The 20,098-nt window shown below is 69.5% G+C and carries 23 protein-coding genes and 1 riboswitch; of the genes, 11 read left to right on the top strand and 12 right to left on the bottom strand.

The annotated features are described in order from the left end of the window. Both WAE60_RS23900 and WAE60_RS23895 read left to right on the top strand, forming a co-directional pair. Positions 1-715: RcnB family protein (locus WAE60_RS23900; RefSeq protein ID WP_337689186.1), on the top strand; the 715-nt coding region annotated here is incomplete at its 5' end. A 197-nt stretch (positions 716-912) separates the two neighbouring features. After that, complete coding sequence (locus tag WAE60_RS23895) at positions 913-1,314, top strand: DoxX family protein (protein WP_029915623.1); 402 nt, start codon at positions 913-915, stop codon at positions 1,312-1,314. Here WAE60_RS23895 and WAE60_RS23890 read toward each other — a convergent pair. Next, on the bottom strand, positions 1,311-2,246 hold the full coding sequence (locus WAE60_RS23890; RefSeq protein WP_337689183.1) for a hypothetical protein: 936 nt from the start codon (positions 2,244-2,246) through the stop codon (positions 1,311-1,313). The two genes, WAE60_RS23895 and WAE60_RS23890, sit on opposite strands and share 4 nt — an antisense overlap. A gap of 167 nt (positions 2,247-2,413) precedes the next feature. On the opposite strand from WAE60_RS23890, the gene ilvC reads away from it, so the two are divergent. Then, positions 2,414-3,433, top strand: a complete 1,020-nt coding sequence (gene ilvC, locus WAE60_RS23885; RefSeq protein WP_029915627.1) for a ketol-acid reductoisomerase — start codon at positions 2,414-2,416, stop codon at positions 3,431-3,433. A 67-nt stretch (positions 3,434-3,500) separates the two neighbouring features. On the opposite strand, the gene WAE60_RS23880 is transcribed toward ilvC, so the two are convergent. Continuing rightward, positions 3,501-4,325, bottom strand: coding sequence for a CAP domain-containing protein (locus WAE60_RS23880; RefSeq protein ID WP_029915629.1), 825 nt, complete (start codon positions 4,323-4,325; stop codon positions 3,501-3,503). Between the two features lie 49 nt (positions 4,326-4,374). On the opposite strand from WAE60_RS23880, the gene WAE60_RS23875 reads away from it, so the two are divergent. After that, positions 4,375-4,938, top strand: coding sequence for a nucleoside 2-deoxyribosyltransferase (locus WAE60_RS23875; protein WP_029915631.1), 564 nt, complete (start codon positions 4,375-4,377; stop codon positions 4,936-4,938). A gap of 86 nt (positions 4,939-5,024) precedes the next feature. Here the strand turns inward: WAE60_RS23875 and metE are convergent, their stop codons facing one another. Next, positions 5,025-7,352: a 5-methyltetrahydropteroyltriglutamate--homocysteine S-methyltransferase gene (gene metE / locus WAE60_RS23870; protein WP_337689179.1), complete on the bottom strand. Its 2,328-nt coding sequence runs from the start codon at positions 7,350-7,352 to the stop codon at positions 5,025-5,027. Between the two features lie 119 nt (positions 7,353-7,471). After that, positions 7,472-7,700, bottom strand: a riboswitch (cobalamin riboswitch). A 52-nt stretch (positions 7,701-7,752) separates the two neighbouring features. Then, positions 7,753-8,481, bottom strand: a complete 729-nt coding sequence (locus tag WAE60_RS23865; protein WP_337689177.1) for a methyltransferase — start codon at positions 8,479-8,481, stop codon at positions 7,753-7,755. Between the two features lie 170 nt (positions 8,482-8,651). Here WAE60_RS23865 and WAE60_RS23860 point away from each other — a divergent pair, with 170 nt between their 5' ends. Further along, positions 8,652-9,662, top strand: coding sequence for a polyprenyl synthetase family protein (locus tag WAE60_RS23860; RefSeq protein WP_197026736.1), 1,011 nt, complete (start codon positions 8,652-8,654; stop codon positions 9,660-9,662). A gap of 34 nt (positions 9,663-9,696) precedes the next feature. Then, complete coding sequence (locus tag WAE60_RS23855) at positions 9,697-10,272, top strand: hypothetical protein (RefSeq protein WP_337689176.1); 576 nt, start codon at positions 9,697-9,699, stop codon at positions 10,270-10,272. A gap of 4 nt (positions 10,273-10,276) precedes the next feature. Here WAE60_RS23855 and WAE60_RS23850 read toward each other — a convergent pair whose 3' ends face one another. Then, the gene (locus WAE60_RS23850) at positions 10,277-11,131 is read right to left on the bottom strand and encodes an FkbM family methyltransferase (RefSeq protein ID WP_337689175.1); all 855 of its coding nucleotides are present in this window, start codon (positions 11,129-11,131) and stop codon (positions 10,277-10,279) included. A gap of 178 nt (positions 11,132-11,309) precedes the next feature. Here WAE60_RS23850 and WAE60_RS23845 point away from each other — a divergent pair, with 178 nt between their 5' ends. Then, entirely contained in the window at positions 11,310-11,711 is a 402-nt protein-coding gene (locus WAE60_RS23845) for a YccF domain-containing protein (protein ID WP_029915639.1), read from the top strand. On the opposite strand, the gene WAE60_RS23840 is transcribed toward WAE60_RS23845, so the two are convergent. From WAE60_RS23840 to fumC, 5 genes are all read right to left on the bottom strand, one after another. Continuing rightward, the gene (locus WAE60_RS23840; protein WP_337689174.1) at positions 11,708-11,950 is read right to left on the bottom strand and encodes a hypothetical protein; all 243 of its coding nucleotides are present in this window, start codon (positions 11,948-11,950) and stop codon (positions 11,708-11,710) included. The genes WAE60_RS23845 and WAE60_RS23840 overlap by 4 nt on opposite strands. 65 nt (positions 11,951-12,015) lie before the next feature. Beyond that, positions 12,016-12,264 (bottom strand): type II toxin-antitoxin system CcdA family antitoxin, encoded by a 249-nt coding sequence (locus WAE60_RS23835; protein WP_337689169.1) that lies wholly within the window; start codon positions 12,262-12,264, stop codon positions 12,016-12,018. 34 nt (positions 12,265-12,298) lie between these two features. After that, positions 12,299-12,976, bottom strand: a complete 678-nt coding sequence (locus WAE60_RS23830; RefSeq protein ID WP_337689168.1) for a phytanoyl-CoA dioxygenase family protein — start codon at positions 12,974-12,976, stop codon at positions 12,299-12,301. Further along, entirely contained in the window at positions 12,973-13,419 is a 447-nt protein-coding gene (locus tag WAE60_RS23825) for a GNAT family N-acetyltransferase (protein ID WP_337689166.1), read from the bottom strand. Before WAE60_RS23825 ends, WAE60_RS23830 begins: the two co-directional genes overlap by 4 nt. A 63-nt stretch (positions 13,420-13,482) precedes the next feature. Continuing rightward, positions 13,483-14,874, bottom strand: coding sequence for a class II fumarate hydratase (gene fumC / locus WAE60_RS23820; protein WP_029915646.1), 1,392 nt, complete (start codon positions 14,872-14,874; stop codon positions 13,483-13,485). A 129-nt stretch (positions 14,875-15,003) separates the two neighbouring features. Between fumC and WAE60_RS23815 the strand changes: the two genes are divergently transcribed. The 4 genes from WAE60_RS23815 (at position 15,004) to WAE60_RS23800 (ending at position 17,670) form a co-directional block, all read left to right on the top strand. Further along, a complete protein-coding gene (locus WAE60_RS23815; protein ID WP_337689165.1) occupies positions 15,004-15,540 on the top strand; it encodes a DUF1697 domain-containing protein in 537 nt (178 codons plus the stop codon). Between the two features lie 154 nt (positions 15,541-15,694). Next, positions 15,695-16,888, top strand: coding sequence for a heparan-alpha-glucosaminide N-acetyltransferase domain-containing protein (locus WAE60_RS23810; protein WP_337689164.1), 1,194 nt, complete (start codon positions 15,695-15,697; stop codon positions 16,886-16,888). Positions 16,889-16,943: 55 nt separating this feature from the next. Next, on the top strand, positions 16,944-17,267 hold the full coding sequence (locus tag WAE60_RS23805; protein ID WP_337689163.1) for a YbjQ family protein: 324 nt from the start codon (positions 16,944-16,946) through the stop codon (positions 17,265-17,267). Between the two features lies 1 nt (position 17,268). Continuing rightward, positions 17,269-17,670, top strand: a complete 402-nt coding sequence (locus WAE60_RS23800) for a RusA family crossover junction endodeoxyribonuclease (RefSeq protein WP_337689162.1) — start codon at positions 17,269-17,271, stop codon at positions 17,668-17,670. Here the strand turns inward: WAE60_RS23800 and WAE60_RS23795 are convergent. Further along, positions 17,632-18,021, bottom strand: a complete 390-nt coding sequence (locus tag WAE60_RS23795; RefSeq protein ID WP_029915656.1) for a hypothetical protein — start codon at positions 18,019-18,021, stop codon at positions 17,632-17,634. The genes WAE60_RS23800 and WAE60_RS23795 overlap by 39 nt on opposite strands. Before the next feature lie 196 nt (positions 18,022-18,217). Further along, the coding region (locus tag WAE60_RS23790) for a serine hydrolase domain-containing protein (protein WP_337689161.1) at positions 18,218-20,098 on the bottom strand (1,881 nt) is incomplete at its 5' end.

Here is a 20,098-nt window from a genome sequence, read left to right as displayed (position 1 = left end):
GCAGCAGCAGCCTCAACAACAGTCGCAGCCGCCGTCGGGCGGCGGGGATCGCGGCGGCTGGCGTCAGTCCGGCAGCGGCGACCGTGGTGACCGCGGCGGCCGTCCCGACCGCGGCGACCGGCCGGCGCCTCAGCCCCAGCAGCCCGCCCCCGCGCCCCAGGCTCAGGCGCCGCAACAGGGCGGCGACAGCGGCTGGCGCGGCCAAGGCGGACGCGGCGGCGGCTGGAACCGCGGCGACCAGGGCCGTCCCGACCAAGGCCGACCCGACCAGGGCCAAAATCGTGGCGACCAGAATCGCGGCGACCAGAACCGAGGCGATCGTGACGGCCGTGACGGTCGCGGCGGCTGGGACCGTGGTCCCGGACGCGGCGACCAGGGCCGTCCCGGTCCGCGCCCGGGCGACGGCCGCTGGCGCGACCGCGACAACGACCGCCCGCGCTACGACCAGCGCCAGTACCGTCCGTCCTACCGCGCCGTGCAGCGCTATCGCGCCCCGGCCTATCGCTATCCGCGCGGCTTCTACGTGCGCCACTGGTCGTTCGGCGACTACCTGCCCGGCGGCTGGTACGGGTCGTCCTACTACCTGGACGCCTGGCAGTACGGCCTGCCGTATCCGCCGGTCGGCTGCGAGTGGGTCCGCGTCGGCAACGACGCCCTGCTGGTCGACGTCTGGAGCGGCCAGGTGCTGAGCGTCGACTACGGCCTGTTCTGGTAGGACCGGTCCTGTCCTGAGCGAGCCCCGGGCGGATTCCCATCCGCCCGGGGTTTGTCGTTTCTCGCGGTCGCCCGCGGGCCAAGGCCAGGGCGGTGAAGTTTTTCGAGGCGGCGTGTCGGCCGGCGGGCCGAACGCGCGTCCTAGGGGCCCAGGCGCAACGCCTTCCCCGCCGTGTCGCGGCCTCGAAAGGAACGACGATGTTGAAAGCTTCGCCCATGGTCTGGACCGGACGCGTCCTGACCGGCCTGTTCGCCCTGTTCATGCTGGGCGCGTCCGTCCTGCCGAAACTGACCGGCATGCCGGTGGCGGCCGACACCCTGACGGCCTTGGGCTGGAAGGCCGACTATGTCCTGATGATCGGGATCATGGAGCTGACCTTCGTCGCCCTGTACCTGTTCCCGCGCACCGCCCTGCTGGGCGCCGTGCTGATGACCGGTCTGCTGGGCGGGGCCATGGCCACCCAGGTGCGGGTCGAGAACCCGCTGTTCAGCCACGAGCTGTTCTCGATCTATCTGGGCCTGTTCATGTGGGGCGGCCTGTGGCTGCGGACCCCGGCGCTGCGGGCGCTGTTCCCGTGGCGCGACGGGGCGACCGCCTAGACGTTCGTCGTCGACTTCGCCGCCCGCTCGTCGTCCTTGGTGGCCACGATCCCCTTCGGGACCACATGGGCGACGAAGCGTTCGACCCAGGCGTCGAACTGGGCGACATGATCGGCCTCGGCCATCATGTCGTCGGCCTGGTCGTCGGCATAGGGCTTGCCTTCACCGAACACCCCGGCGGTCCAGAGCTCGTCCGGGACCTCGATCCCGCTGTAGCGGCACTGCCAGACCAGGCCCTGATAGGCCAGCCGCTCGTCGGCGTAGGGCTCCTTCTTCGGATCGAACCAGGCCTTCTCCTTGACCAGCCTGGGCCGCCCGTCCTCGGCCATCTCGTTGGCCCCGCCGTCGCAATAGGTGAAGAAGGCGGCCGTGCGCCCCTCCAGGTGGTTGCGGGTCAGCCGCCGCCACTGGGGCGAGCGCTCCAGGGCCTGGGCCTTCAGGGTGTCCTTCTTGTCGATCAGGTCGGGACGCGGATTGCCGCCCGCCGCGCAGACCAGCCGGTCGAACATCAGCTTGAAATTGGTCGTGGGCCCGTACCAGTTGGTCGGACCGATGAAGGCCCAGGCGTCGGCGCGGGCCAGTCGGCCATAGAGGTCCAGGTCCCACATCAGGTCGGGCTGGGTGGTGCTGCGCGGGCCGTAGCAGTTGCAGGGCCAGACGCAGAGCGCCATCGACGAGGAAACGCAGGCGTTGCAGGCCTGGATCTTGGGCTTGCCGTGCTGGTTGCCCAGGTCCTCGGTGTCGATCTGCCACGCGGCCGGCAGGCGTGCGGCCATTCGCAGCATGAGCGCCCGAGCCTTGGAGTCCAGGCCCGGACAGCTGTTGTGCCGCCGCTGGGAGCCGGCGATCAGCAGCACGCGAAGGGCGCGATCCTCGGCGGGTTCAGGGGAAACGATCGGGGCGTCTTCGGGGGCTTCTCGCGGACTGGCCATGGCGGTGGAACGCCTCAAGGCTTAAAACGTCGCCACAGAGGCTTTCGGGTCACAACGTTCTGTCGTCATCGCCTTGACGAAACGGCAAAAAAACGCTCAAACGCCCGGCCTTTGTCGCTTCGCCGTTGCGCGGGGCGGCCGTATTTGACCAGTCCTGGAGAAAAAACATGCGCGTCTATTATGATCGCGACGCCGACCTCGCTCGCATCTTGGACAAGAAGATCGCGATCGTAGGCTATGGTTCGCAAGGTCATGCCCACGCGCTCAACCTTCGGGACTCCGGCGCCAAGAACGTGGCCGTCGCCCTGCGCGCCGGCTCGCCGACCGCCAAGAAGGCCGAGGGCGAAGGCCTGAAGGTCATGACCGTGGCCGAAGCCGCCGCCTGGGCCGACCTGCTGATGATCCTGGCCCCCGACGAGCATCAGGCCGCGATCTACAAGAACGACATCGCGCCCAACATCCGCGACGGCGCGGCCCTGCTGTTCGCCCACGGCCTGAACGTGCACTTCGGCCTGATCGAGCCCAAGGACACCATCGACGTGCTGATGGTCGCCCCGAAGGGCCCCGGCCACACCGTGCGCGGCGAGTACCAGAAGGGCGGCGGCGTGCCCTGCCTGATCGCGGTGCACCACAACGCCACGGGCAACGCCCTCGACCTAGGCCTGGCCTACGCCAGCGCCATCGGCGGCGGCCGCTCGGGCATCATCGAGACCAACTTCCGCGAGGAATGCGAAACCGACCTGTTCGGCGAGCAGGCCGTCCTCTGCGGCGGCACGGTCGAGCTGGTCCGCGCCGGCTTCGAAGTGCTGGTGGAAGCCGGCTACGCGCCCGAAATGGCCTATTTCGAGTGCCTGCACGAACTGAAGCTGATCGTCGACCTCATGTACGAAGGCGGCATCGCCAACATGAACTACTCGATCAGCAACACGGCCGAGTACGGCGAATACGTCACCGGTCCGCGCATCATCACCCCGGAGACCAAGGCCGAGATGAAGCGCGTGCTGGACGACATCCAGTCGGGCAAGTTCGTCCGCGACTTCATGCTTGAGAACCAGGTGGGCCAGCCCAGCTTCAAGGCGACTCGTCGCCGCTCGGCCGAGCACCAGATCGAGGAAGTCGGCGGCCGCCTGCGCGCCATGATGCCCTGGATCGCCAAGAACAAGCTGGTGGACGTGGCCAAGAACTAGGCTTCGGCTTCATCGCTGAAACGACGAACGGCGGGCTCGAAAGGGCCCGCCGTTTTTCGTTGTGCGCTCACCCCAGCACGAAGACCGGCCCCCAGGCCACCTGGTACTTCCGAGGCCCGGTCGATAGGTGCGGGCGCAGTTGCCATGCGCCGGGCGGCAGGGTCTGGGCGTTGGGGCTCTCGACATAGGTCTCGACCAGGGCCTCGCCGCCCGGTTCGGACACCGAGAACTGGTCGATGCGCGGGACGGCGCCGGACAGGGCCGCGGCGATCACGCCGACCGACGCCACGCGCAGCGGGGCGGGGGCGGAGAGGCGGGCCGAGACCTCGGCATAGGCGCCGACCGCCATCACCTCGCGGCCCTGGCGCAGGACGCCGTAGCCCACGTGGGTGAAGCCGGGCGCCAGCAGGTTGGCGCGGTGGCCGGGGCTGGATTTCCACTGGCCCATGATCTGGTCGGGCCGCACGGCGCCGCTGGCGTTCAGGCGCTCGGCGATGTTCTCGCCCGGGGCCCCCACAAGGTCGCGGGCCAGCAGGCCCACGCGGGCGGCGGGGCCGAACCCTTCGCGGGTCATGTGGTCGAAGACGCCGGTGCGGGCGATGTCGGCGGCGTGGGCGCGGGCGGCCAGGGTCAGGCCGGGATCGGGCGCCAGGGCGGCCAGGCCCTGGGCGCGCCGGAAGATGTCGCCCAGATCGTGCAGGTCGGTCTCGAAATCGGGATCGAAGTCGCCCCGGTTTTCCGCCAGCTGGCGGCGCAGGCGGCGGTCATAGGCCAGCCACGGGTCGCTCATGGCGGCCCCGGCGCGGGCGGGGACGAGCCCGGGCAGGACCAGGGCGGAGGCGGTCGCGGCGATCAGGGTGCGGCGGTCCAGGACGGTTTTGGGGGCGAGCATGGTCCTCAAGGCGGTTGACAGCGTCCCGTTTCGGCAAGTTCTAAGGGCCATGAGACCCGTACGTTCCATCTGGCTGGCCGGACCCGAACCCTGGCTTCCCGACGCCGAGGCGCAAGGTTCGCGCCAACGCGCCCTCTGTGCTGATAACGGCTTCACCGGCCTGACCGCTCCCGCCATCGTCGAGACCCAGGCCGACAATGTCGAGGTCCAGGCCCGGGAACTGTACGCCGAGAGGATGGCCAAGCTGCGGCAGGCGGACGCCGGGATCATCAACCTGACCCCGTTCCGCGGCCCGTCCTGCGCCAGCGCCGCCGCCTTCGAGGCCGGCGTGCTGGCCGGGCTGGGGCGGCCGATCATGGCCTATGTCAACATCGCCGACGAGAGCGAGGCCGAATATGTCGACCGCGTCGAGGTGCACGTCGGCGCCCAGCGCGACGAGCACGGCGTCTGGCGCGACGGCGACGGCTGCGTGGTCGAGGACTTCGGCCTGCCCGAGACCCTGATGCTGTGGGCCGAGGCCCGGCGGCTGTTCGTGATCATCACCGATGACCCGCTGCACGACCTGACGGGCCTGGAGATGTGCCTGGACGCCCTGGCGCTGTACGCGGAGTAGGGGATTAAGGTGGGGACACACACTCACGGCAAGGCCTAGCCAGTTCGGCGAAGACCGTGGGGTGAGTGTGTGTCCCCTTCTTCAGGCTACAACGCCGCCCGCGCGGCCTTGGCCGCCGCCACCATGTTGACCAGGGCCGGGCGGACCTCGTCCCACTTGCGGGTCTTCAGGCCGCAGTCGGGATTGACCCACAGCTGGCCGGGCGACAGGCGCGCGCCGGCGCTGGCCAGCAGGGCGACCATTTCCTCGGACCCCGGCACGCGCGGGGCGTGGATGTCGTAGACGCCGGGCCCGATCTCGGCCGGATAGGCGTAGGCCTCGAAGGCGTCCAGCAGCTCCATCTTCGAGCGCGCGGTCTCGATGGAGATGACGTCGGCGTCCATCGCCCCGATCGCGGCGATGATGTCGTTGAACTCCGAATAGCACATGTGGGTGTGGATCTGGGTCTCGTCGCGGACGCCGGAGGCGGTCAGGCGGAAGGCCTCCACCGCCCAGTCCAGATAGGCCTGGCGATCGGCGCGGCGCAGGGGCAAGCCCTCGCGCAGGGCCGCCTCGTCGATCTGGATGACCTTGGCCCCGGCCGCCTCCAGATCGAGCACCTCGTCACGGATGGCCAGGGCGATCTGGCGGCAGGTCCGGCTGCGCGGGATGTCGTCACGGACGAACGACCACTGCAGGATGGTGACCGGGCCGGTCAGCATGCCCTTCATCGGCCGGTCGGTCAGCGACTGGGCGTAGCGCCACCACTCCACCGTCATCGGTCGCGGACGCGAGACGTCGCCGTAGATGATCGGCGGCCGCACGCAACGCGAGCCGTACGACTGCACCCAGGCGTGCTTGGTGAACACGAAGCCGGCCAGTTGCTCGCCGAAGTACTGGACCATGTCGTTGCGCTCGAACTCGCCGTGCACCAGCACGTCCAGGTCGATCTCCTCCTGCCAGGCCACGGCGGCGGCGGTCTCCTCGCGCAGGAAGACCTGGTAGTCGGCGTCGGCCAGGGCGCCCTTGGCGTGGGCGGCGCGGGCCTTGCGCACGGCGCTGGTCTGGGGGAACGAGCCGATCGTAGTGGTCGGCAGCGGCGGCAGGTTGAGGCGGGCCTGCTGCAGGGCGATACGCTGGGCGAACGGCGCGGCGCGCTGGGCGTCCTTCGGCGTCACGGCCGCCAGCCGGGCCTGGACCGCCGGGTCGTGGATGCGCGGCGAGGCCCGACGCGCCGCGGCGGCCTTGGAGGCGGCCTCCAGGGCCGGACGGACGGCCTCGCGGCCCTCGTTCAGCGCCTTGGCCAGGATCGCCAGCTCTTCGATCTTCTGGACGGCGAAGGCCAGCCATTGGCGGACCTCCGGATCGAGGGCCGTCTCCAACTCCAGGTCGATCGGGGTGTGCAGCAGCGAACACGACGGCGCCAGGATCACGCGGTCGCCGCCGCGCTTGGAGACGATCGGGTCCAGGCGGTCCAGCAGGGCCTCCAGATCGGCGCGCCAGACGTTGCGGCCGTCGATCACGCCCAGCGACAGCACCAGCCCCTCGCGGGCCGCCGACAGCACCGCGTCCAGTTGCTCGGGCGCGCGGGCCAGGTCGATGTGCAGGCCGTCGACCGGCAGGTTGGCGGCGGTCGACAGGTTGTCGCCATAGGCTCCGAAATAGCTGGTCAGCATGATCCGCAGGCCGGGCGTGGCGTGGGTCAGCAGGCCGTAGGCCCGGCGCAGCTCGCCGCGCTCGAACTCGGTCAGGTCCAGGGCCAGGCAGGGTTCGTCGATCTGCGCCCAGTCGGCGCCGGCCGCCGTCAGGCGCTGCAGCACCTCGACATAGACAGGGATCAGCGACGACAGCAGGGTGAGGGGTGAGAAGTCCGGATCACGGCTCTTGGCCAGCTTCAGGAAGGTGACCGGGCCCAGCAGCACCGGGCGTGTGCGGATTCCCAGGGCCTTGGCCTCCAGGAACTCGTCGATCGGCTTGGTGGACGCCAGGGCGAAGACCTGGTCGCGCGACACCTCGGGGGTCAGGTAGTGGTAGTTGGTGTCGAACCACTTGGTCATCTCCATGGCCGGCAGGCCCGCGCCGTGGCCATGGACATGGCCGTGTTCACAGGCCTTAACCTGGCCCTGGGTTCCGCGCGCCATGGCGAAGTAGGTGGCGGTGTCGACGGCGTCGCCGATCCGGCCGTAGGCCGCGGGGATGGCGCCGACCATCACGCTGGCGTCCAGCACGTGGTCGTAGAGCGAGAAGTCGTTGCTGGGTACGTGATCCACGCCCAGGGCCTTCTGGCGTTTCCAGGCCTGGGCGCGCAGGCCGGCGGCCGTGGCGAGCAGGGAAGGGGCGTCGGTCTTGCCCGCCCAGTGGTCCTCGAGTGCGAGCTTCAGCTCGCGGCGCGGGCCGATGCGGGGAAAGCCCAGGGTGGCGACGGTGACGGTCATTTCAAAAGGCCTCTGCCGGTGTGAGGGCGGAGGCTGATCGGGGCGCGCGCGGCCGGTCGCGCACGGGTGCTCACGCCCCGGCCGCGCCTTTGCAAGCGACCAGACCGGGCACCCCGCCGGAGGACGTTATCTGTCGGGGCAGGTCTCCTGGCTCACGGGTCAGCGCCCCTGTCCTGGCCTTCCCGACACGCCACCGATCCAGCTTCGGCGCGTCAGTGACACGTATCGGACAGCGGCTTGCCGCTCACAGTTGCGGGGGCAGCGCCGGATTTGGGATTTCACCCCCGCACCGACTTCCCTCTTAGCTCCGGACGCGAACGTCCGCAGACCACGACGAGCCTAGAGAGCGCCCGTTCCAGCCGACCGTCAAGAGGGATATAAAGATATCCTTATATGATTTTCACCAGCCGAGCGCCGCGTCGCCGCGCAGGATCGACTCCGCCTGGGTCGAGTGCCCCGATCCCTCCCGTTCGTGCAGCACGAGGGGCGGCAGCAGCACCAGCGGCGCCTTGCCGGTCTTGGTCGCCCGCACGATCACCCGCTTGGCCGGGGCGTCGGCGAAGGGCGCGACGGGGCGGATCCGGAACGAGCCGGCCTTGGGCGCCAGCAGGGCCAGGAGGTCGGCCAAGCGGTCGGCGCGGTGGATCAGGGTGATGGTCCCGCCCTCGCGCACCGCCTTCAGACAGAAACCGGTCCAGGCCTTCAGGCCGCCGTCGGCCATCCAGGCGCCGGACTTCTCCGGCGCGGGCGCGCGCAGGGCGGCGGGGTCGTCGAAGAAGGGCGGATTGCTGATCACGGCGTCGAACACGGGCCGGTCCAGGGCGCGGAAGCCGGCTTCGACGTCGCCGGCGACGATCTCGACGCGATCAGCCAGGGCGTTCAGGGCGACATTGCCCCGCGCCAGCTCGACGGCGGCGGAATCGCGCTCCAGCCCGACGAATCGGGCGCCCTGACGGCGGGTCGCCGCCGCCAGCAGCGCGCCGCCCACGCCGCAGCCGGCCTCGATCACCCGGTCGCCGGGGGCGGCGTCGCAGGCGGCCGCCAGCAGGGCCGCGTCCATGCCGGCCCGGTAGCCCGCCACGGCCTGGCGCAGCTTGACGCGGCCGTTCAGGACGGCGTCTTCGGTCACCGCGAGGGGCTCGGGGGATGTGGGTAACGCGTCCGGCAACGTTTCAAGCCTTGTGCTCGCCTTGACCCTGACCTATCCCGCCAGCATTGTCGCTCGCAACGGCTGATCAAGCCCAAGGGACGCGAGGCGCAAGCCGACCTCCGGCGGGCGTCAGCAGGGAGAGTATGGTTTTGGACGCAGCTGCAGCGACCCTCGCCCGGGAGCCGGGATCGGTGGATCGTCTCGTGCGGCTGGCCGCCGCCGACATGGCTGGGGTCGACGCCCTGATCACCGCGCGCATGCAGAGCGAGGTTCCGGTCATCCCGGCCCTGGCCGAGCACCTGATCGCCGCCGGCGGCAAGCGCCTGCGCCCGCTGCTGACCGTGGCCGCCGCGCGCCTGGCCGGCTCGGACAACGACTCCTGCCTGAAGCTGGCCGCCGCCGTCGAGTTCATCCACACCGCCACCCTGCTGCACGACGACGTGGTCGACGGCAGCCAGCTGCGGCGCGGCAAGGTCGCGGCCCACCTGATCTGGGGCGCGGCGCAGAGCGTGCTGGTCGGCGACTTCCTGTTCGCCAGGGCCTTCGAGCTGATGGTCGAGACCAACTCGATGAAGGCGCTGGAGATCCTGGCCCGTGCGAGCCGGGTGATCGCCGAAGGCGAAGTGCTTCAACTCACCCGCAGCCACGACCTGAACCTGTCCCAGGCCCTGTATCTGGAGATCATCGGCGCCAAGACCGCCGAGCTGTTCGCCGCCGCCTCGGAAGCCGGCGGCGTCTCGGCCGGGGTGTCGGCCGAAAAGTCCAACGCCCTGCGCGACTACGGCATGAACCTGGGCCTGGCCTTCCAGCTGGCCGACGACGCCCTGGACTACGGCGGCACGACCGAGGCCCTGGGCAAGAACGCCGGCGACGACTTCCGCGAAGGCAAGGCCACCTTGCCCCTGCTGCTGGCCATCGCCCGCTCGGGCCCGCGCGAGGCCGAGTTCTGGGAACGGGCCATCGGCCGCCGCGAGCAGACCGAAGCCGACTTCCGCCGGGCCCGCGAGCTGATCGTCGGCACCGGCGCGCTGGAAGCCACGCTGGACCTGGCGGGCGGCTACGCCGACAAGGCCAAGGCCGCGCTGTCGGGCTTCCCGGCCAACGACTGGCGCACCAGCCTGGAAAGCCTGGCCGACTTCGCGGTCAGCCGACGGACCTGACGCGATGGGGCCGGGGGGATCCAAGCTCAGCAACATGCTTCCGCTGCCGCCGGAAGGCCCGCTGCCGTCCCTCAACACCGTGCTGAAGACCACGCCGGACAATCCCAGCGGCGACCCGCACGGTCACGGCCATGCGCACGAGGCGGGCGAGGCGGCCGGCAAGGTGATCGGCGGCGGCCTGGGCGTGGTGATCGGCTTCGGGATCCTGCTGCTGACCTTCGGTCCGGTGCTGTGGGCCCCGCTGTGGGCGGCCTTCTCGGCCGCCGTGCGGGTCAAGGCCCTGGCGCATAACGGCTGGCTGACGGCCGGCGCGGCGATCGCCGCCGGCCTGGTCGTGGCCTTCATGCAGTTCCTGCTGCTGGTCCAGAAGAGCCCGGTCCTGCGCTATCCGGCCGTGCTGCTGTTCTCGCTGGCCTGGGTGGGCGGGCTGTGGCTGGAGCTGACCGCCCCGCCGCACAACTGGCTGGTCCCGCCGCCCTGGCACGCGCCGGGCCCCTGGGCGATGGGCCTCGTGGGCGTCGGCACGGTGATCTATGCCGGCCTCTACCTGCTGATCCTCAAGCGCTTCGGCAAGGGCCGGTGGGCGCGCAAGTGGCAGCTGATCAAGTAGGCGGCTAGGCCTTCGCCTTCAGGCACAGGTCCAGGTGGGTGCCGTTGTCGTCCTCGACGTGGCGCTTCCAGGCCGCGTCGACATTGGCGATCACCTCGGCGGCGGTCGCGCCCTTCACGGCCTCGCGCCTCTTCTTGCGGTGCAGGATCTCGACGCCGTAGCCCAGGTCCAGGAAGAAGCTCAGCAGGGCCGAGCCCTCGGCGCGCGAGGTCTCGGCCTGGAAGGCCGGCGAATATTCCAGGAAGGTGATCGGCTTCTGTTCGGCCATGAACGCCTTGGCGCCCATGAAGGCGCGGTATTCCATGCCTTCGATGTCGATCTTCATCACGTCGACTTGACCGAGCTCGCCGCGCAGCAGGTCGATCGGCACGACGGGGGCGAAGTCGTAGTCGCTCAGGTCGTCGGGCGCGGCCTGGCCGGCCGGTTCCAGCTGGTGGTTGTTGTGCATGGTCTGGCGGCGCAGGAAGGCCGTCTCCAGCCGGTCGGACACGCCCACCAGGATCAGGCGGATGTTGTCGATGGCGTTGGCCTTGGCGCTTTCCAGGATCACCCGGCCGTTGCCCGGGCTCATCTCGATGGCGATCACCCGGCCGTCGGGCCCGACCTTCTTGGCCGCGGGCAGGGCGAAGGCCCCCCAGCTGGCCCCGACGTCCAGCACGGTCATGCCGGGCTTCAGGATCTGCAGGAAGTAGTCCAGCACCCACGGCTCGTAGTTCTTGCCGTCCAGCAGCTGCTTGGTGATCACCCAGTGGTCGGGCATGCGGAAGGTGCAGCCGCGGAACTTGACCGAGGCGGGGACGGGGGTGACGCCGACCGGCAGGGAGATCGCCTGGTGCTTCTTCTTACGGAACAGACCCATCGTGACCTCGTGCGGCGCGGCGCCTCGGAATCAAAGGCGCGACATTTGTTTCTGGACCGTCACATAGCGTCAGCTTGTGGCAAGGTCACGTCCGCCGGAGGAGAAAGGTGAAGCTCGACATCGTCCGCGATTCGTCGCACGCCTAGGTCGCGCCCGGAGGCGCGCGTCGGAGACGGTCATGATCCGCCTGTTGCTCAACATCCTGTGGTTCATCTGCGGCGGCTTCATCTCGGGCTGCCTTTGGCTGCTGGGCGGCGCGCTGCTGGCCATCACCATCGTGGGCCTGCCCTATGCGGGCGCGGCCTGGCGCATCGCCGGCTTCGCCTTCTGGCCGTTCGGCAAGGAGATGGTCCCCCGCGAGCTGGTGACCGGCCGCGAGGACCTGGGGACCGGCGGCCTGGGCTGCGTGCTCAACGTGATCTGGTTCGTGCTGGGCGGCTGGTACATCGCCCTGTCGCACCTCATCGCCGCCGCCGCCGAGGCCGTGACGATCATCGGCATCCCGTTCGCCATCAAGGACCTGCAGCTGGCCATCGCGGCCATCGCCCCGATCGGCCGGACGGTGGTGGACCGGCGCTAGAAGCCGGTGAACAAGCGATCGACGGCGCGGCGGATATCGTCTTCGAGATAGGACAGGTTGTCGACCGCACCGCGCAGTCCAGTCGGCATGACGCTGAACATTTCGCTGATCACCGGGGTCAGGCGTTCGCCTTCAACTTCCGCAAGGATTTCAAGTTCGCCCACGGTTTCGGCGGCATCGTTGACCAGCGGCGCGACAATGATCTCGTCTATGCCGCGCAAGTGATGCGATGAAAGCATCACAAGGAAGGCGCGACCTCCGAGCTTCCAGAGATGGATTTCGGAAGACGTCGAACTGCCGCAAATCACCACTTTCTGAAGTGGTCCGAGATCAGGCCTCGGCGCGCGATGCGTTCGTTGTGTTCCTTGATCGCCTCGGCGTTCTCCTCAGCCCACCGCCGCGCACGCTCTTCGGCGCCGGCGGGGTCGATCTTCTGGAGGTGCAGCCGCAGCTGGGTCTCGCTCATGCCGGCGACGGAAATCCCCAGCCGCTTGGCCTGCGCCAGCAGCTCCGGATCGACGCCGATGTCGAGTTCGACCTTGCCATGGGCCAAGGCTAACACGGCGCCGGGCCGACAGCTCGGGGCGTCAGGCCAATCCCGCCCAGGCCAAGCCGCCCGGCAAGTCGAAGTCGGCGTAGTCGACCTGCAGAACGCGGCGACGGCGCGGCGGTTCGGCGCGGTCCGAGGCGTGCAGGATCGGGGTGGCGTAGGCCCAGACGTCGCCGGTTTCCGCCAGGCAGTCGATCACTGGATGCTCTGCGGCGCGGGCGGCTGCGTCCCCGGCGGCCACGCGGCCCAGGCGGTGCGAGCCGAGGGCCGCCCGCAGTGGGGCGTTGGCGGCGTCGACGGGATCGAGGTGGACGCGCAAGGTGACCATCCGCGCCAGGATCTCGAACGGTGGTGCGACGTGCAACAGGTCATCCTTGGTCGACCAGGGGCCGAAGCCCTCGACCTCGACCCGCTGGGCGACCGGCAGGACGCGATCCTGATGCCAGGCCACGGCCCAGTTGGCGTCGGGCGTCTTGTCGAACATCACCGCGCGCACGGGACGAGCGGCGGGGGAGGTGAGGCGGGCGGCCAGGGCGCCGATCGTTCCGGCCGGCGCCAGCAGGTCGGCCAGGATGGCGTCGCCCCGCAGTCTTGCGCCTGGCCGGGCGCCGACGCGTTCGTCGGCCAGGGATCGCAGGGTTTCGACGGTCCGGGCGGCGAGCGCGCCGGGAAACAGCGCCGCGCCGTCGCGGGCGAAGTCGAGAGGTGCGCTCATCCGAGACTCCGCCGCAGCACGTGCGTCCAAGGCTCTGAAGTATCTGGCGAAAAGCCCTGCGCTTCCCAGAACGGCGCGGCGGCGGGGGAGGCGGCGGCGTTGCAGGTCAGGAGGTCGACCTGGTCGAGGGCTTCCTGCACCAGGGCCGAGGCCAGGGTGCGCGCCACGCCCTGGCGGCGGAAGGCGGGGCGGACGTAGAAGCGGCGCACGCGGCGGGCTGGCTCGGCGGCGGCGGTCTCGACGGACAGGCCGCCGATCCCCGCCAGCTCGCCGGCCAGCAAGGCGCCCAGCAGGGCCTCGCCGTCGCGGTCGAAGCGCTGGTCGCGGTCGGCCCAGCCCTGGGCCAACAGCGCCATGTTGCGGACGCCCTCGCTCGCCGCGTCGGCGAGGAGGGCGTCGAAGCCGTCCGGCAGGTCGTCGATGATCCGGATCAGCTGGATCAAGAAGGACTCCTAGTTGGCGCGCATTCTGATCGCCGAACCGGCTTCCACTTCGGCGGAATGCGCTTAGCCCGGCGAGATCATGTTCTCGGGGCGGACGTACTGGTCGAACTCCTCGTTCGTCAGGTAGCCGCCGCCGACGGCTTCCTCGCGCAGGGTGGTGCCGTTCTTGTGCGCGGTCTTGGCGATCTTGGCGCAGATGTCGTAGCCCAGCTTGCCGTTCAGGGCCGTGACCAGCATCAGGCTGTTCTCGACGCCCTTCTTGATGTTGTCGACGCGCGGCTCGATGCCGACGACGCAGTTGTCGGTGAAGCTGATCGCGGCGTCGGCCATCAGGCGCACCGACTGCAGGAAGTTGTAGGCCATCACCGGGTTGAAGACGTTCAGCTCGAAGTGGCCCTGGCTGCCGGCGAAGGTGACGGCGGCGTGGTTGCCGAAGACCTGGACGCAGACCTGGGTCAGGGCTTCGCACTGGGTAGGGTTGACCTTGCCCGGCATGATCGACGAGCCCGGCTCGTTTTCCGGCAGGGAGAGCTCGCCCAGGCCCGCGCGCGGGCCCGAGCCCAGGAAGCGGATGTCGTTGGCGATCTTGAACAGGCTGGCGGCGACCGTGTTGATCGCGCCGTGGCTGAAGACCATGGCGTCGTGGGCGGCCAGGGCCTCGAACTTGTTCGGGGCGGTGGTGAAGGGCAGGCCGGTGATGGCGGCGATCTGGGCGGCCACCTTCTCGGCGAAGCCGATCGGGGCGTTCAGGCCGGTGCCGACGGCGGTGCCGCCCTGGGCCAGCTGCATCAGGGCCGGCAGGGTGCTCTCGATGCGGGCGATGCCGTTCTCGACCTGCTGGGCGTAGCCGCCGAACTCCTGGCCCAGGGTCAGGGGCGTGGCGTCCTGGGTGTGGGTGCGGCCGATCTTGATGATCTTGGCCCAGGCGTCGGACTTGGCCTTCAGGGCCGCGTGCAGGTGCTTGAGGGCCGGCAGCAGGTCGTGGACGATCTGCTCGGCGCAGGCCACGTGCATCGCCGTCGGATAGGTGTCGTTCGACGACTGGCTCATATTGACGTGGTCGTTGGGGTGGACGGGCTTCTTGCTGCCCATCTCGCCGCCCAGCATCTGGATCGCGCGGTTCGAGATCACCTCGTTGGCGTTCATGTTCGACTGGGTGCCCGAGCCGGTCTGCCAGACCACCAGCGGGAAGTGCTCGTTCAGCTTGCCTTCGATCACCTCGTTGGCCGCGGCGACGATGGTCTCGGCGATCTTCGGGTCCAGCTTGCCCAGGGCCAGGTTGGCCTCGGCGGCGGCGCGCTTGACGATGCCCAGGGCGCGGACGACGGGAAGCGGCTGCTTCTCCCAGCCGATCTTGAAGTTGCCGAGCGAACGCTGGGCCTGAGCGCCCCAGTACTTGTCGTTCTCGACGGCGATCGGGCCAAAGGTGTCGGTCTCGTTGCGCGTGGCGGTCATGCGGCGGGTCTCCCGGAAAAACGGTCGAGCGGGGTCTAGACCCAAGGCGCGCGGAGGGCAACGCTCCCGGCTTGCGAAGGCGCGACGGCGAGGCTACGACAAGAACGTTCGAAGAACGGAGTTTGCCTGATGAGCCCTCACATCGCCCTGCTGCGCGGCGTCAATGTCGGCGGCCGCAAGGTGCTGAAGGACGACCTGCTGGGCCTGGCCAAGGACCTGGGCTTCGACGACGCCAAGACCCTGCTGGCCAGCGGCAACCTGGTGCTGTGGGGCAAGGGCGGGGACGCCGACATCGAGAAGCGCCTCGAGGACGGCCTCGAGAAGCGCATGGGTCTGCGCACAGAGTTCTTCGTCCGATCGCCCGCCGAGCTGAAGGCCATCCTCGACGGCAATCCCTATCCGGACGAGGTCAAGAGCCACCCCAACCACCTGCTGGTGCACTTCATGAAGGCGCGGCTGCCGGACGAGGACGAGGCGATCCTGCGCGCGGCGATCACGGGACCCGAGACCTTCAAGGTGGGGACGCGGGAGCTCTACATCGACTATCCCGACGACGTCGGCCATTCGATGCTGGATCGCGATTGGAAGAAGACCAAGCGGGCCCCGCTGGGCACGGCCCGCAACTGGAACACCGTCCTGAAGCTTGCGGCGATGGTCGGGCTCTGACTGCGATCATCCGTTTGTTTCATAAGGCTTTGAAGCTCGAAACGGCCTGAAATCCATCCCAGCACGGGAGTGATCAGGTAATCGAAAAATCATCTCATATTTGACAGCGCTGTCTTTCTTAGTCATAACTCCCGCAACGATAGGGGAGGTGACCATGGGATCGACGAAAGTCGGCTCTCGGCGAGTCATTGCGCTCGATGTCTTGAGAGGACTGGCGGTCGCGGGCATGATCCTGGTGACTAGTCCGGGGTCCTGGGACCACAGCTACGCGCCGCTGAAGCACGCGGCCTGGAACGGCTGGACCCCGGCCGACCTGGTGTTCCCCACCTTCCTGTTCTGCGTCGGCATGGCGATCGGCCTGTCGGCGCCGCGCCTGCGGGCCGGGGACCCGACGTCCGCCGCGCTGTGGATCAAGATCGCCCGGCGCACCGGCCTGCTGATCCTGCTGGGCCTCGTGCTCAACGCCCTGCCGACCTTCGACCTGGCCCATCTGCGCATCCCCGGCATCCTGCAGCGGATCGGCCTCTGCTACGCCCTGGCCAGCGCCATCTGCCTGCTGCCCGCCAAGCCCGCCGTCGACGGGACGCTGCGGATCGACATCGGCGGCGTCGCCCTGGCCGCCGCGGCGCTGCTGGTCGGCTATTGGGCGCTGCTGGCCTTCACGCCGGTTCCCGGTTTCGGCGTCGGGCGATTGGACTCCAACGGCTCGCTGCCGGCCTTCGTCGACCGGGCGGTGTTCACGATCCCGCACCTATGGCCCTACGGCCTGACCGAGGGCGTGGGCGTCACCTACGACCCGGAGGGGCTGCTCTCGACCTTCCCGGCCACGGTCAACGTCCTGGTCGGCGCGATCGCCGCCGCCCTGCTGACCCGGCGCGCGGAGCGGGGCGGGGAGACGGCGGGCGGGCTGGTTCCGCTGCTGGTCCTCGGCGCGGCCCTGGTTGTGGTCGGCCTGGCGCTGGACCCGGTCGTGCCGGTCAACAAGCGGATCTGGACGTCCAGCTTCGCCCTGTTCAGCAGCGGCGCGTCGCTGGTCGCCCTGGTCGTGCTGCAGGTGGTCCTGAAGCCCCGGGCGATCGAGATCGTCGCCGCGCCGCTGAAGGTGCTGGGCGGCAACGCCATCCTGGCCTTCGTGGTCTCGCAGGTGCTGGGCGCCTGCGCGGGCCTGGCGCTGGCCCATCGGGCGGGCGGGATCGACCTGACGCCCCAGGGCTTCGGCTACGAGACGGCCCAGCGCCTGGCCACCGATCCCTATCTGGCCTCGTTTCTGTGCGCCCTGGCGATTCTGGCCTTGATCACCGCGGCGATCGCGCCGCTGCATCGCAAGGGGATCCACCTGCGGCTCTAGTGATGGCGAGGCGGCGGGCGGTCCGATATACGGACGGGACGTCAGGAGACATCCCATGCTCGTCGCCACCACCAACGATCTGCCCGGCTATCGCATCGTCGCCCATCTGGGCCTGGTGCGCGGCGTCACCGTCCGCTCGCGCAGCGTGATCGGCAACATCGGCGGATCGATCCAGTCGATCTTCGGCGGCAAGCTGTCGATCTATGTCGACCTGGCCGAGGCGGCCCGCAAGGAGGCCTACGACCTGCTGACGGCCCACGCGGCCGAACTGGGCGCCAACGCCGTCATCGCCATGCGCTACGACGCCAACGAGATCATGGAAGGCATCACCGAGGTCCTGGCCTACGGCACCGCCGTGAAGGTCGAGCCGGTCGCCTAGGGTGCCATCTCTTGGTGAAGGAACCGGCTGGACGCATCACGGCAAGGTCCGGGCCCGCGAGGCGGACGGCCAGTTGACCCTGGTGGTGGACGGCCTGACCACCCAGGCCAAGTACTACAAGCCCCTGATCTACGAGTTCTTCCGCAAGGTCTGGCGCGGCTCGCGCCCGGCGTGGGGCGAGTTCTCGGTCGAGATCGGCATGGAGTTCGTCGGCGAGCCGCCGTGGATGGACCTGGACAACCTGGCCAAGGCCCTGCTGGACGCCATCAAGGGCTACGCCTTCCACGACGACGCCCAGGTGGCCCGACTGCTGGTCGAGCGCCGACCGGCCGAGCGCGAGCGCATCGTCATCGTGGTGCGGAAGCTAGACTCGCGCTTTCTGCGGTCCACGCTCGAAGATTGACGCCCCCACCGAGACCAGCAGAACCAGCATGAAGGCGCCGTAGCGGCCCACGCTGGCCGGGTCGTCGGACATCAGTTTCTCGAAGTGGGCCAGAACCAGATCGGCGCCGGCCAGGATCGGCAGGCCGAAGGCCATGGCCGGGAACAGCCGCCGGGCGCGGGGAATGCGCCGCAGCCGCGCGGCGACCTGGAAGACGAAGGTGGCCGCCGCCGCCGCCGCGAAGGCGTTCAGGGCGTAGAACCAGAAGGCCTTCTCCAGCAGTCCGCCGCCGTAGGCCGCGTAGAACAGGGTGGCCGCGAGCCAGGCCATAAGGCCGGCCAGACCGAAGATGGCGGCGTCCAGTTTTGACACGATCGGCTCTCCCCCGAGGCTTGCTCGGGAGAGGTGGTGCATGGGACGTGCCGATTTAAACTCCGCTCATCCCGGCGAATGCCGGGACCCAGATCCTATGGCGGTGTGGATGATTGGAAGGGCGCGGTGCTGATGGCGTCAGCCTCAAAGCCATTCCATCTGGGTCCCGGCATTCGCCGGGATGAGCGGATAAAAGTCAGGTGTTCCAGAATTCCAGGAAGCCCCAGGCGCCCAGCAGCAGGGTGAAGCCCAGGAAGATCAGGGTCGTGCAGGTGAAGGCCAGCTTGCGCAGCGAGGTCCAGCTGTCGACCCGCCGGCCGCCGCGCCACACCACCGGCAGCATGGCCAGGGTGGCGATGGTCAGCCAGGCGGAGACGAAGGCGCAGGCCGAGGCGCTGAGCAGCCACCCGCTGGGCCAGCCATAGACCACGTTGGCCACGTCGGAGGCCCCTGCGGCGAACACGCCCACGCCGATCAGGGCGATCAGCCACAGGATGGACTGGATGGTCTGCATCAGGCTGGCGCGGGCCTGGGTCGGGGTCTGGCGCGCCTCGCGGCGGTCACGGGTGGCCACGCCGATCAGGGTGGCCACGGCCGCCAGGGCGGTCAGCACAGCGAAGGCGATCAGCAGGCCCAACTGGTGCGGGAAGCCGATGCGCTCGAACGCCGCGCCGCCCATCGGCGAGAAGAAGCGCACGACCTTGCCGTCGTCGCGCTGGAACACCAGCAGGCCAGGACCGCTGACCGGGGCGAAGGTGTCGGGCTGGCCGGTCGCCGTCCACTGGCTGGACTGGCCGTCGATCGTCAGGGTCAGGCGACCGTCCGGCGCGGCGCGCACCGAGGCCTCGCCGATCAGGCGGTCGATGAAGCCTTCCAGCCCGCCGTACGAGCGGCGCGTGGTCAGGAAACGGCCTTCATAGGCGCGGGCCTCGTCGTGCGAGATCGGGCTGGCGGCGGGGATTTCCGGACGCGGGGCGTAGAAACGCTCGATGATCGTCGCGGGCAGGGTGGCGGGCAGGTCGGCGCCGGTGTCGGTGTTGACCGCCACGAAGACGCCCAGGCCCAGCTCGGGAACCATGACCATGTTGGAGTGGAACCACAGGGTGGCGCCGGCGTGGCCGAAGCCGCGCTTGCCGCCGGGCAGGGGGATGTCCATGAAGCCGGCGTTCCAGCCGGGCGCGCCCTCGGCCGGGCGGTACATCGGCGTGCGGAACAGGGCGCTGGTCTTGGGCGAGAAGACCGTCTTGCCGTCGATCGTCCCGCCGTTCAGCAGCAGGGTCATGTAGCGGGCCATGTCGCCGGCCGTGCTGGACGCGGCGCCGGCGGGCGCGATGTGGCCGATGAACTCGGGATCCTCGGTCTGGAAACCCAGCGGGGTCCAGCGGAAGCCGTCCGACAGGTCGGCGGCCAGGTTCGCGGCCATCGGGGGCGGCAGGTCGTCACGCCACGGACGGTTCTCGCGGAAGGTGGTGTGGGTCAGGCCGGCGGGCAGGATCACCTGGTCGGCGACCTCCTTCTCGAACGGCTGGCCGGTGACGTTGGCCAGGGCCGCGCCGGCCAGGCCGACGCCGTAGTTCGAATAGGCCGGCAGCAGGCCCGGCTCGCGCACGCGGTTGGGACGCTCCTGGCGCAGGTACAGCTCCAGCGGACGCTCGCGGCGCGGGTCGCGCTCGAACAGTTGGCCCAGGGCCCGGTCCTCGAACCCGGCGGTGTGGGTCATCAGATCGCGCAGCCGCACCGGGGTCTTCTTACCCTGGTCCTTCAGCTGCAGCTTCTCGGGCAGGTAGATGTTGATCGGGGTGTCCAGGCGCATGCGCCCGGCGTCCACCTCGTTCATCAGGGCGATCCAGGTGAAGGTCTTGGAGATCGAGCCGATGCGGAACAGGGTTTTGTCGGGATCGACCTTGCGGCCGTCCTTCAGGCTGGCCACGCCGTAGCCCTTCTTCAGCACCACCTGGCCGTTCTGGACGACGGCGATGGTCACGCCGGCGATGTGGTCGCGGAGCATGCGGTCGCGCACCACGCCGTCGACATAGGCTTCCAGGTCGGCGACGGGCAGGGGGGCGTGGCTGGTCAG

This window comes from Caulobacter sp. CCG-8 (genome assembly GCF_037402475.1).
In the GTDB taxonomy this organism is placed as follows: Bacteria; Pseudomonadota; Alphaproteobacteria; order Caulobacterales; family Caulobacteraceae; genus Caulobacter.
This window is presented reverse-complemented; position numbering and strand designations above follow the sequence as displayed.